Origin of the sequence: Sinomicrobium weinanense (genome assembly GCF_018863395.1) — a bacterium.
In the GTDB taxonomy this organism is placed as follows: domain Bacteria; phylum Bacteroidota; class Bacteroidia; order Flavobacteriales; family Flavobacteriaceae; genus Sinomicrobium; species Sinomicrobium weinanense.
In genome coordinates this window covers 781846-795725 of record NZ_JAHKRR010000001.1, presented here as the reverse complement: position 1 = coordinate 795725, position 13880 = coordinate 781846, and the positions used below count along the sequence as shown (strand labels likewise).

The following is a 13880-nucleotide window of genomic DNA, read 5'->3' as shown; positions in this document are numbered from 1 at the left end:
GTGCCTTTGTGGCTGTTTTTTGCCACGAAGGCACTGAGACACTAAGGGTTTTATATTTTTATTTGTATTTCCTGTTTCTTCAGTTTGATGGCATAGGCTCCCCTTACCCTTTTATAAGGGAGTTTTTTATCGGCCCCATCTATCCTTAAATATGCTACCGGAGTAAATTTGTCTTTAGGATCTAATGTAATTTCCACCTGACCTGACTTCAGGTTATAACGCACCTTTTTAAAGGTCCCTGCATCGAGCGTAAGCCAGAGCTTTCCGGGAGCGATATAGACCCTGTTCCGGGCAGCGGTGGTGATCTCAACTTCTGTTTGTTTCCCTTCTGCTATGACATTTCCGCCGAAAGCCAGCCATCCCATGTCATCGTCCCTTGTGATATATGTTGCCGTATTTACTGCATATCCGAAAAAACCGGAGCCGTAATCCCCGGAGAGGCCGTCTATTTGCAATGTAGAAGGGAACGAATGAAAAGCTGCCGGGCCGAAACCGTCGCGGGTAATATTGGAAATGGCCCCGAGCAGTCCGCCGTAACCTGTTTTCAGCAAATAGAGGTCTTCCGGGGCTTTCCTGAACTGCGTAAGTACGGGAATGGCATTAAGCCCCGACCCGTAATGATGTATTTGCCGCTCTACACGCGATAATTTGCCTCCGTAGAGAAAATCCCAGTACCTGCGGGCATTGCCGTTATATGCCCAGTGTGGTATTACGGGCATATACGCCAGGATGGCATTGAGTGTAACCAGGGCTTTTTTATCAAACCCGAAATAATCAGACCAGGCATAGACCTCTTCCTGCCCGGTGGAGTCCCACGGCATTTCACTGCCAAACGGATAGCTGAGTCCTTTCCAGTGTTCTGCTCGCGCTCTCATCCTGGCCTCCAGATCGTCTGCCATTTCGGTTAATCCTTCACGATACAGATCTTCGAGTATCAGCAAAAATACCGTGCCTTCCATCTGTCCGAACTGGGCATAGTGCGGAGCCAATTTTGTCATGGCCACCGTTGTGTGATAGGCATTTTTCAGGTACCAGTCCCACTTCCGGCCGGAAACCAGTCCCGTACGATACCTGGACAAACGGTACATCACCCAGTAAGCCGCTGCTACATGAGGATAGTTGTATGACCTGCCCACATCATCGGCTCCCTCCCTGTTCCACGCCGCCCAGGTGGTATAGTCGATATTTTTGTCATAGGTCCCTTCGGGCATCTGCTCCGGTTCGTAGTAAAAGACACTTTTCTTTACGCCATATTTCCGGGGGCCGTCACTGTGCTGAATGGTCCCCCAGAGGGTTTCGTCCACAAAGCGTTGTAGTTTTTCCAGTTCTTCCTTATCGGGTTGTATGAGTTGTTTCATCACAGCGCCGAGCCAACTACCCGCGCCCCCTTCGTCACTCAGCCCGGCGATCCAGGCGCGGCTGTCCTGGCTCACCTGTTTTTTCTCTTCGTAATCATAACTGATTACAGAAGGATTGCGATGAAAGGGATCATTTTTCCCGTCGAACCATTGTTCCGTCAAAAGGAAACGGCCGAAGTCCTCAACGACCTCACTTTCCGGTTTTATGATCTTATAATGAATGGTTTGCCTGAGTCCGTCTTTGTACCGGACGGTAAGCCGGGCCCTGCCCCATTTTTTTCCGTAAACGGCATACTTTTGTGCTCCTTTTGAGGTTGTCCTTTCTGTTTCGAGCTCCAACGCCCCTTCCGGCTCTACTTTAAACGAATCCACATCTTCGGTGTACCGGAGAAAAAGGTGTGCTTTTACATCCATGGGGATCACATATCCGGGAATCCCCGTGACTACCGGACGGCTTTGTTCTGCCAGGACATCCGGGACTTTCCGGATATCATCGGCCAGTACGAATTTCAGGGTATAATTCCGGGAATCCCCCGGACGGAGGGTTACCGAGGTCGGTACATTCCATTGTTCTGCTCCTTTCCATTCATTTTCGGCGTAGGCACGACTGTGTGCCATCCATTCGTGGAATCCCTCGAAAACAATACTTCTGGGGGTAGGATCGTCCAGCAAGGGACGATAGGCTTCAAAAGACATATGCTCTCCGGGGATGACCAGGAGGTCAGGCCCGTTCCCGTGAAGGCGTTTGACTTCCAGGTAACCCGCCTCCAGGCCTGTATAAGGATCAAAGAATACATTTTGTGCATGAGCTTCGTCCAGCGACTTGCCTTCGAGGATATTATTGAAGATCATGGGAATACCAAGGGCTCCTATTTCCACATCTTCGGAAGAGGTATTGGTAATTTCGAACCGCATGACGAGGTTTTTGCCCGCGGTTTCGTAATAGCGCTTCACAGACACCGGGATATCTTTCGGCAAGGTTGCGGACAGGTCTGCCGCCGCAAGTATATTGCCCGAAGTATTTAACGGTTGTACTGCCGATCGTTTTGCCGCCGTGGAATAACTTTTCCAGGCACCTCCGGCCTGCCTTATCCTGAGGTTGATATCCCCCAGGTGATACAGACTGTCCTTGTCGCGAATATTTAAACGGTCGCCCGGGGTAAAATCGAAATCCGGAACGGAAGCCGGGGACAGGGCGGCTACGGTCTGTGAGGATTTTACCAGTTTGAGCCGAAAATCCGGGGTTTTATACGTTAAAAAGCCCTTTTCCAGTTCCAGTACCGAGGGTTTACCGGTGATCCTGCTCCAGTAATCCTGGGCCATTGTGGTTTGAATGGAAATAAGGGTTAGGATGAAGGTAAACTGGTATTTTAGAAACTTTATCATTTTTATGTCTGGTTATTTTTAATCCCATTAAATGGTTTTTATTTTCCAAGGCCTGTCCTGAGTTTTTTCAAAGGATGGCAATCTCCTTCAGGTAAGTGCCAATCTGCGGGGAGATTGCCACGCTTCGCTCGCAATGACGCAGAAATGTCATTACAATTTATGCGATTGCTTAAATGCTATCTCTCGCAGTGGCATATTACCTTCATAAAACCCCGTTCATCCGGGTAAATACTTTTGCTTTGTTTAAAGGGTTTATTCCAGCGTAACATCAAGGTAGACCGAATGACGCCCGTAGGTTTCGTAAAAAGGTTTGAACACTACACCGTCAATAGTGAATTGCAATTGCCCCGGGGTGCCTTTAACCGATTTGCTGATATCTTTGGCATTTAAGTTTATTTTACGCCACTCCTTTCTCGGTTCCGGTTCTCGGGCGGCGAGCAGTACCGGTCCGTAAAACAGACTGGCAATGTTTTGCTGGTCCATTACCGGCTCAAGGCGGAATGTAAATGGCATTTGTAATGCTACGGTATCGCCGTCTTTCCATTTACGGCTTATGGTAAGGTAGCTTCCCGGCCTGGTTCTGAACTTTTTCTCCCTGCCATTGATCTTTACAAAAAATCCCCGGGTAGCCCATTGCGGAACGCGCACATTCAGATCGAATTGTCCGCTCCCTTTAATGGTCAGAAGGGTGTGGTCTTCTTTCGGGAAATCAGTGGTTTGCTCCACAGTAATATTGCGCTCGTTCCACTTTAGTGTTGAAGGGATATAAAGGTTTACATAAAGGGCAGTGTTATCCTTATTTTTAAAATAAATGGAATTCTGCAGTTTGGTACTGCTTTCTATGGCTGTACCATTGCAGCAGGTAAAACCTGTCATACCGGGATTGCCAAATTGTTTCACGGACCCCGGTCTGAGCGGAACATGATAGGTATTGGCCGGGCTGTTCTCGGCTACGGAAGCGAGAATGTGATTGTACAGTCCGCGTTCATAATAATCCATCAACTCCGCCCGCTGATCGTACAGGAACAGGTTCCTGGTCAGTTTCAGCATGTTATACGTAGCACAGGTTTCGTTCTGTCCGCCGGCAGAGAATCCGTTCTCGTAAAGCGTAGCCGGCTGGCTGATAAAGCATTCTGCATTGGCAGGGTTACGCGCCCCTGCAACCCCTCCGATACTGTACATATAATCGTTCGTTATCTTATTCCAGAAGTTATCGGCCACCCGGTAATATTCTGGGGCATCGGAGTCGCGATATATTTCGAGTGCTCCCACAACCTGGGGAATATGCTGATTGGCATGTAGTCCGCGAAAAGTGTCTACATTTTTGGCCAGTCCGTGCGAATGCTCTGCATCTCCAAAAAACATATCGATATTATCAAATAACCGGGCTGCTTTCAGGTAGCGCTCTTCACGGGTGATCCGGTATAAACGTGCCATAGCCTCATTCATTCCGCCGAACTCGCCGGCAATGTAGGTATTCCACATCTTTATGAGTGTCCCTGTGGGTAACCGGCTTAAGCGGGCATATACCCAGTCTCCCATACCCGTAGCCACATCAAGAGCTTTTTTATTACCGCTTACTTCATAGACATCCATCAACCCGGCCAGGATTTTGTGCAAGGTATAATAAGGTGCCCACACCTGGGTATCCTGCCCTCCGTAGGAGGCTCCGTTTTCCAGCATAATAAACTGGTCGGGAGGGTAGGCGCTGATAAATCCTTCGCCCCAGTTCCAGTAATCGGTACGGATACCGGCTTCGCTAAGATCGGAATCATAATCCTGTTTTCCCGGGCCAGGGGGCACGGCTATTGGATCAGACACACACCCGGTACCGGCTTCTCCCGGTCGCCCGGACATTTGCGACAATTCATACAGGGTATTTACCATATAGCCCATCTTATCGGCAAAATTTTCCCGGAGCGATTTATCGTATGCCGTACCGGCATAGGCTTGTGCGATCGCTGTGAGGTAATGCCCCGTAGCATGCCCCCGCAATTTGGTTTCCTGGCTATCCCAGACCCCAAGGGGCTTTGCTCCCCGGGGTTGCTTTTGTCCAAAGGCATTGCGGAACATATAGAGGAAGGCGTCAGGGTTTGTTTTGGCCAGGGTGGTTATGAATTTATCGCGATTCTCCATGAACCTGGTATGATGTCCATGAGAGGCCGGCCTTAAGAATACCTGATCCAGGTCAAAAGCCTCCAGTCTGCGGCGGGGCGTGGCGGGTTCTTCCCCACCTTTTACCGTTACCGTAGCTTTCGGCCGGAGATCCGTACCGGCAATCCGGCCGGTCACGGTGTAATGCCCCGGTTGAAGCACATCACTGTTATCTGCCGGAGCCGGCCAAAGTACACGTACTTTCGGGCCATCCGGCACATCTCGATATGTTCCCTCTACATAAGGTGGTAACTGCGGTAAATAGCCTACCTTAGTCTCTACCTCAACATCCGGTACATCAACCAGGTATTCATTGTAAAGTTGCGGTGTGGCCGGGGAAAATTCCGGGAGATCGTCTTCCTGCCTGCCCATAGTTGCAGTATCTTCATTTACACCTTTCAGGGCATTGTAATAAATTCTGGCGACCTGCTTTGTATGCAGGGAAACACGATAAATGCGGAAATCGTGTATACCGGCATTGAGATATGGTTCTCCGGGTAAAAGCGATTTTCCGATACAGAGCAGGTTATTTTCACCAGACTCATCATTAAACACTTTTCCCAACTCCAGGGGCATATCCCCGGTTTCTCCTACCTGCTTTCCATCGACATATGTACGCATGGATTTTGAGGGAAGGTCGACAACCACGGCAAGATGTACCCAACGATTAATCGCTATTGCTGATGAAACCGGGCCGCTTTCGCCTTCGGTACCTGTTGCGATCAATGCCTGATATCCTTCCCGGGCATCCGTTCCGGAAGGTGCGGCAAAAAAATGTGTTCCGGCATTCGTCCCGAAATCGAAAAAACGTTGACCGCGTTGCTCCGAACGCAGGTAGACCCACCCTGTTATACTGAGCGATTCTATTCCTGTCAGCGCCTCTCCGGGGATAGAGACAAAAGATCTTCCCTTGCCGTGAAGTGACAAAACCTCCCCGAACCTGTCGTCATTGATAAATCCTGCGCCTGAACCCTGAATTCGGGCGTGCAGATTATTGCGGGACCAGTCTTTGGTATCCCCGTCGAATATATAGCGTGCAACCAATCCCGTCTCCCCTATACCGTCTAATATCTGATCACCGCCTTGTGCCCGGAGATATCCAAACCACGTACCGGCCAGGCAAAACCCGGCGATCATAATGCTTTTAATTTTCTTTGTAACCATTACCTTTACGATTATTGTCGATATCGGGAGGCCTGCTCCCATCATTTATACAATACCCCGTACTAAATTAATGAACTTTTCATTCGTTTATGACACCTAATATCCCGGATTCTGTTTCAGGTTGGGATTGGTATTCATCTCTTCATATCCAATAGGGAACAAGGCAGTATGCGATCCCTGAGGGGTATGATCATACCAGTTTTTTGTTTGATATACCCCGAATCTGATAAGGTCTGTCCTTCGTCTTGCTTCGCAGGCAAATTCCCAGCCAAGTTCATCCAGGAAGCGCCCGTAAACCACAGGTGACTGGTCTCCGGGTTCGTCAATACTTCCGTCTTCAGCCAGGGTACCATAGGCCATATTGGTATCTCCTTCCAGTTCTGCGCCGGTAACCCCCGCATCGGCCGGATCATCGAAAGAGCGCCTTCTGACTTCCGTTACCAACTGCGCTGCAGTGTTACTGTCGCCGGTTCGCAACAGGGATTCGGCTTTCATCATCAACACATCGGTATACCTCAAAAGGGGAAAGTCATTGCTCAGGGATCCGGTGGCCCCCTCTTCTATTTCATATTTTCCGCAGCGGAAACCCTCGGTAAACTTACAATCGTAGATACTCGGCATTTCTTTTACAAGGGTCATAACCACACTCCCATCGCTGGCATTGAGCTGATCTCCCATAAGCCAGGTATCCTTTAAGCGATTGTCTTTCGGATCATAACTATCGATAAACTGGGGATTGGCACTGGAACCTCCCCAGGGTTGTGCTTCCATATTAAATACATCCCTGTGGTCCGGCAGGAGCATCTTCATGTGGGCAGACCATTCCGGTGCATAAATGCGGTCGTAGGGAATAGCAAAGACCATTTCGGGATTCTCTTCATTATTGGTATTGAAAATAGCACTGTAACTATCCGAAAGGCTGAATTTTCCGTCATTGATAATCTCGTCACAGGCCGCAATACACTTGTTCCATTGCGGTGTGCCGGTATACACTTCGGCGTTGAGATATAACCTGGCCAGCACATGCCATGCCGCGTAGCGGGTCATGCGCCCGTAAGTGGTATTATCCACCACATTGGTAAGTAGTGGGATCACCTCGGTGAGTTCAGCCTCTATAAATTCGTAGACTTTCTGTCGCGTACTTTGTTCGGGAAGATCTTCCCCGTAATCGGATATGATGGGGACATTGCCATGGGTATCGATCAATATGGAATAATACAATGCTCTTAAGGCCCTCATTTCTGCCGTAATATATTTTATCTGGCCTTCGTCTACGGGATATTCGCCCGAAGTGATCTGCAATATAACCCTGTTTATGTTGTTTATACCATTAAAGCAGGTAATCCATGTATTTCTGGGCTGCCAGTCTGTACTGGTCCATTTGTGCCAGTGCATCCTTTTATATATCCCTCCATCGTCCCAGCCGTTGGGGCGTGTGGGGGTTACGATAACATCTGCCGGTTCTTCCTGCAGGTCAAAATATCCCTGCCAGCCCATGACATAACGCAAGGGGGTATAGGCCGAGGCCATTAGTGCTATAACATCGGAATCGGCCGGAATAAAGGAATCTTCGGTTACTTCAGAGAAAACCTCTTCAGACAGATCGGTACATGCAACCAAGGACAATCCGGCCATAAGACTACATAACCACAACTTTAACCGGAACGGATTTATATATTTTGCTATCATGATATTACGGGTATTAAAAGGTTAGGTTTATTCCCAATGTAAATGTTCTTGTAGACGGGTATTTGTCCCGTTCGTCATTACCGGGTGAAAGGCCATTCCGGTCGACTTCGGGATCGATGCCCTTGTAGCCGGTTATAGTGACCAGGTTAATCCCGGAAGCGTATATCCTGCAATTCTGAACAAATTTGAGTAATGATCCGGGTAAGGTGTACCCAATGGTTACATTATCTATTTTCAGAAAATCCCCGTCCTCCACATAGTAGCTCACAAGGCGTTGAACATCATTGAGAACAGCTTTTCCATAGACCAGGTCATAGGCAGAGTTCAGGGTATTGTAATCTACGGTAGGGTTTTCGTAATACATTCTTGAAAAATTGAGTATCTGGTATCCGAACGCTCCCCTCATATTTACATTAAAGTCCCAGTTTTTGTATTTTACCGAGTTATTCCAGCTGAAATACGATTTGGGCAGGCCGTTTCCGAGCACCTGCCTGTCGTCCGTAGTAGTTTCGGTAGCAGGTTTTATCTCCCCGTCCGGAGTTTCGATCAGCCAGATACCGTCGTCGGTAATATCCACGCTTTTCCAACCGAAGAAGTTGCCGATAGGCTGCCCGACCTGTACCCGGTGGGTGCTCACCTGTATGGGTTCACTGGCATAACCTTCATCAAAAAAATCATTGGTCAGTTGGAATTCATCATTGGAGAGCGATACGATTTTATTGGAGTTTGTGGAATACGTCATGTTAGACGTCCACTCAAAAGTATCGGTTTTCACCGGAATTACGTTCAGTAATACCTCCAGTCCCGAATTTTTTATCTGTGCAACATTAGCCAGTATTGACGGGTAATAATAGGGAGGTGTAGGCACGTCGTAATCATACAGGGCATCTTTGGTCTTCCTGCTGTAATAATCTATGGTTCCGCTTATCCTGCCGTCCAGGAAACCGTAATCCAATCCGAAATTAAGTTCTTCCTTTTTCTCCCACCTGAGATCGGGATTAGGGTTCCTTGAGGGTACAAGTTCGCGGGTCCAGTTACCGTTATTAAAAAAATATCCTCCATAGGTAAGCCCGCTAAGCGATTCATACCTGTCTCCGGCATTTGTCCCTGTTACTCCAAATCCCGCTCTCAGCTTCAGGTCATATATCCAACCGGTATTTTTCAGAAAGGATTCCCTGTTTATACGCCATCCTGCAGAAACTCCCGGGAAATAGCCCCATTTGGTATTTGCACCAAACCTTGAAGATCCTTCCCGCCTTAAACTGGCCAGTAGTAAATAGCGATCGTCAAAATTATAGGTAAGCCTGGTAAAGAATGCTATCAACTTATCTGAATTTTTATAACTCCTCATTTCGGCTTCCCCCAATTCCAGCCCCTTGCCGTTTCCTATATTATTGTACATAAAGCCATCTGTTGAAAAACGCCGGTTATTGAGCCAGAAGCCTTCATTAGTATTGTCTTCATAATTATATCCCAGCAATCCTGTTACTTTATGTTTTCCGAAAGACTGATTGTAATCCAGGGTGAGCTGTCCGTAATTGCCTGTATGATCATCCGTTCCCCTCGAAGCAAATCCGTCTTGTCCGTATTTGACGGTACTGACGTGGTTTTTCGTTTGGTAGAACCCCCGGATATTCGAATTTCCCTTCTTGGTATACAGTCCTTTTGCAATAAAATGTTCGTTGATATCATAGCTCATGCTAAGGTCAAAACGCATATTTCTATACCTGTTCTCCCCCATGGTCTCTTTTATATAGGCCACAGGATTATCGTAAAAATAGACGTCCCGCTCAAACCAGTTCCCTTCCGTATCCCTGACAGGTTCGGTGGGGTTCCTTATCAGGGCCTGCCGGTATATATAAGGGTTAAAGCTCGTGCCCTCTCCCAGCGCATTATCCGTTTCGTTTGCCAACGCATTATAGGTCTGCTCACTAACAATAACACCAAGGTTGGTTTTGAGCTTATTGTTGAACATGGCGTGGCTGACATTTATCCTACCGGTATATTTCTTATTTTCGGACTTCAGGAAGATCCCCTCGATATCCCTGTAATTCAGGGAGGCGGTAAGACTGGTCCGTTCATTCCCTCCCCGGAAGATCAGATTGTGAACATGGCTATGGGCATTCCGTGTAATTTCATCGAGCCAATCGGTGGCCGTTCCGAAATCTTCAACATTGGCCCCGTTAAACTCATAGCCCTCCTCCCATCTTTTCCTGAGATCGGAGGCATCCATAAAATCGAGTTTTCGGGCTATGGTAGACATGGAAAGATAGCCACTGTATTCTATGGTAGGTTTCATGTTATAATTACCGCCTTTCGTCGTAATGATAATTACCCCGTTAGTGCCCCGGGTTCCGTATATAGCCGTAGCAGAACCGTCTTTTAGTACATCTATCGATTCTATATCTTCCGGAGGCACCGTTCCCAGGTTTCCGGGCACTCCGTCGATAAGGACAAGTGGATCGGTACTTCCGGTAAGTGAGGACAAGCCACGCAGTTTGATCTGTGAGTCTTCAGTCGGGTCCCCGGAAGGAGTTGAAATAGTAAGCCCGGCAACTTTTCCCTGGATAAGCTGTGCCGCATCCCTCACATTTCCCTGGATGAAATCTTCCGATTTTACCGAAGCTACGGCACTGGTAACATCTCCTTTTTTCTGCGTCCCGAAACCTATGAGAACTACCTCATCCAGCTCCAGCAGATCTTCCTTTAAAATAACATTCACGGTGGTCCGGTCCCCGATACTGATCTCGGTGGTTGCAAATCCAAGGTAAGATACTACCATAACGGGATCATCACCGCTTAAAGTCAACTCAAAGTTTCCGTCAAAATCGGTTACACCGCCATTGGTGGTGTTTTTCTGCAATACCGAAGCTCCACCGATGGGTATTCCCTGTTCGTCCGTCACTGTGCCCCTTATAACCTGCTGTGCAAAGGATGACACGGACCAGCAAAAACACAGTACGTAAAACAACCTCCTGTTTACTACTCCGGTATGTGCTTTCTTTTTCCATAATGAAAAGATGGGTGGCGTTGGTTTCATAATATTAAAGAGTTAATTATTATAAAGTGTATAATTTACACGTTATAAAAGTATAAACTCACCGCCCATACTGTTAAATAAGATATTAGCATATTTTAATACTATATTAGCAAGTTATCGTTTAAATAGCGCTTCAAATGAGCAAAATCTCACAGATAACCTTAAAAACAAAGCAATACACCAATGTATATGTTAAAAAAATCCCTGTTAGCGGATAATGTGCTAACAGGGCTCTTTCAGTGTTTAAACTATACAGGAATTTAGGTTCCGTTAAAGGAGATCATGATCCAGATCACAATAGCTACAATAAGGACAGAAGCGGTAACATCTACCCAGTTATAACTTTTTTCTGCTTTTCTGTCATCGGGAGAAAGTGTGCTGAATGTTAGCCCGGCGAGTTGTTTTTCGTCCTGTGCCGGGGTGAGCAGGCTCACGACTATCAGTAACACAATACAGAAAAGGAAGAACCAGGCACCGAAGGTCAGGAAGTTCATCGTGGCCAGGGTATGGAATATGCTTCCCTCCGTAAAATAACCGCTCATCAGTTCGATTGCGATCCTGCCCATCCCGGTGATAAAGCCAATGACCAGTGTGGCATAGGCTCCGGTGGCATTGATACGCTTCGAAAATATTCCCAGCAGGAACACTGCGGTGATGGGCGGGGCTATGTAGGATTGTACGGATTGCAAGTACTCATATAACACTCCGGATATATTGGCCATAATGGGGATCCAGATAATTCCGAGGAACACTACCACCAGGGTGGCGATACGCCCTATTCTCACGAGTTTTATCTCCGGGGTGCCGGGCCTTAGCTTTTTGTAGATATCTACCGTGAACAGGGTGGAACAGGAATTGAACACCGATGCGAGGGAACTCATCAGGGCGGCGAGAAGGCCGGCCGCTACCAAGCCTCTTAACCCGGAAGGTAAAAGGTTGCTCATCAATACCGGGAAGGCTTCGTCCGGGGTTTCCCAATGCAGCATCCCTTTTTGTTTTAAGGTCAGGGCAATAACCCCGGGGATCAGGAATATAAATACGGGCAACAACTTGAGGAACGCTCCCCAGATAGCCCCTCTTCTTCCCTCCTTGAGGTTTTTGGCCGTAAGGGTCCGCTGTACGATATACTGGTCGGTACACCAATACCAGATACCGGTAATGGTACTGGTGATCAACAGGCTGGGCCACGGGAAATCCGGATCGGTCACCGGGCGCCACATATTAAAGTATTCCGGCCCGAGGGTGGCTTTCATTTCGCTCCATCCTCCTACATGATCCAGTCCTATAAAAGTAAGGGCAGCTGCACCGACCAGGAGGATGATGGCCTGAAGGGTCTCGGTATAGACCACGGCGCGCATTCCTCCGAAAACTGTATAGACCCCGGTCAATATTACGGTGGCAATGGCGCCCACCCAGAAATTGATACCTAGCAATGCCGATACGACCACACCTCCGGCATAGATCGTCACGGAAACCTTGGTGAGTATATAGGCTACCAGCGATACTATGGACAAAAACCACCTCAATTTTGCATTGAACCGCCGTTCCAGGAATTCCGGCATGGTAAACACACCACTACGGGCATAGAACGGCAGAAATACCCAGCCAAGAATAAGCACCACCCAGGCCTGGATCTCATAAATGAGCATAGGCATCTTGTCCCCTGCTCCTGCTCCGGCCAGGCCCACTACATGTTCAGAACCGATATTGGAAGCAAAAATGGAAGCCCCCACTACAAACCATCCGATATTCCTCCCTGCAAGGAAATAGTCTTCGGTATTTTTGGTCTTTTTAAGGATCACCCACACGGCCAGGCCGAACAGGACGAGAAAATATGCGGATATACATATCCAGTCTAAAGTATCTAAACTTTTCATATGCTATGGTTGGTTTATGCGATTATTTCACGGAAAATTTAAATACCGTCGTGGTATTGTATTCTTCTCCGGGATTCAATATGGTGGACGGAAATTCCGGCTGGTTGGGAGCATCGGGATAGTGCTGTGTTTCCAGGCACAGACCGGACCGGAAATCATATTTTTTTCCTTTTTTCCCTACCAGGGATCCATCCAGAAAGTTACCGGAATAGAACTGGATCCCCGGTTCGGTGGTATACACTTCCATCAAGCGGCCACTTTGGGGGTCATAAAGGGAGGCTGCCTGTTTCATCTCGCCGTTTTCGCCGTTCAACACCCAGCAATGGTCATAGCCTTTGCCAAAATTCAGTTGCTCGTTTTCCTTTTCGATATCCTTTCCTATGGGCCTGGCCGCCGTGAAATCGAACGGGGTGCCTTTTACTTTTTTTAACTCTCCGGTTGGGATGAGGGTTTTGTTTACCGGAAGAAAAGCATCGGCATTTAACTGTAATTCCTGATCGAGGATGGTCTTGCTTTCCGGGGCCAGGTTAAAATAGGAGTGCTGGGTAAGGTTTAGCACGGTCTTTTTGTCGGTTGTTGCCTTATAATTGACCCGGAGTTCGTCGTCATTGGTCAGGGTGTAGGTTACGGTGACATCCAGGTTTCCGGGATAGCCTTCTTCCGTATCCCTGCTTTTGTATTGCAGTTTAAGGGCAACACCGTTTTCTGCTTTTTCCTCAGAGGCTTTCCAGAGGACTTTGTCAAATCCCTTTTTTCCGCCGTGAAGGTGATTGCTGCCATCGTTCTGTGCCAGCGTATATTCGGTATTATCGAGGGTGAATTTACCATCGGCTATCCGGTTGCCATATCGTCCGATAATAGCACCGAAATAGGGAACTTCCTGTAAGTAACCTTCCAGGGAATCAAATCCGAGTACGATATCTCCCTGCTTTCCTTCCCGGTCCGGTGTTTCGAATGATGTGATGATTCCTCCGTAGGTCATCACTTTCATCTTTATTCCGTTGGCATTGGTCAGGGTATAGCGGGATACATCCTTTCCGTCAGGCAATGTTCCGAACTTTTCACGGGTAACAGTAGCTATCATTTTTTCTTCCTGCTTTTCCCGGTCCTTTTGTCCGGCCTGTTTTTTCGGAGTGGTATTACAGGCCAGTAAGGCAAGCAATATCACAGATAAATAACTGGTTTTCATAGATCTGTTGTTTTTGACGGATG

The 13880-nt window shown here is 47.8% G+C and carries 6 protein-coding genes; all 6 read right to left on the bottom strand.

The window, feature by feature from the left end:
- Positions 1–50: 50 nt before the first annotated feature.
- A complete protein-coding gene (locus KN811_RS03465; protein ID WP_187965492.1) occupies positions 51–2744 on the bottom strand; it encodes a DUF5695 domain-containing protein in 2694 nt (897 codons plus the stop codon).
- A gap of 252 nt (positions 2745–2996) precedes the next feature.
- Positions 2997–6062: a beta-L-arabinofuranosidase domain-containing protein gene (locus KN811_RS03460; RefSeq protein ID WP_187965493.1), complete on the bottom strand. Its 3066-nt coding sequence runs from the start codon at positions 6060–6062 to the stop codon at positions 2997–2999.
- A 96-nt stretch (positions 6063–6158) separates the two neighbouring features.
- A complete protein-coding gene (locus KN811_RS03455; RefSeq protein WP_187965494.1) occupies positions 6159–7751 on the bottom strand; it encodes a RagB/SusD family nutrient uptake outer membrane protein in 1593 nt (530 codons plus the stop codon).
- 13 nt (positions 7752–7764) lie between these two features.
- The gene (locus tag KN811_RS03450) at positions 7765–10791 is read right to left on the bottom strand and encodes a SusC/RagA family TonB-linked outer membrane protein (protein ID WP_187965495.1); all 3027 of its coding nucleotides are present in this window, start codon (positions 10789–10791) and stop codon (positions 7765–7767) included.
- Positions 10792–11051: 260 nt separating this feature from the next.
- Positions 11052–12668, bottom strand: coding sequence for a sodium:solute symporter (locus tag KN811_RS03445; protein WP_187965496.1), 1617 nt, complete (start codon positions 12666–12668; stop codon positions 11052–11054).
- 22 nt (positions 12669–12690) lie between these two features.
- On the bottom strand, positions 12691–13857 hold the full coding sequence (locus KN811_RS03440) for an aldose epimerase family protein (RefSeq protein ID WP_187965497.1): 1167 nt from the start codon (positions 13855–13857) through the stop codon (positions 12691–12693).
- Between the last annotated feature and the right edge of the window lie 23 nt (positions 13858–13880).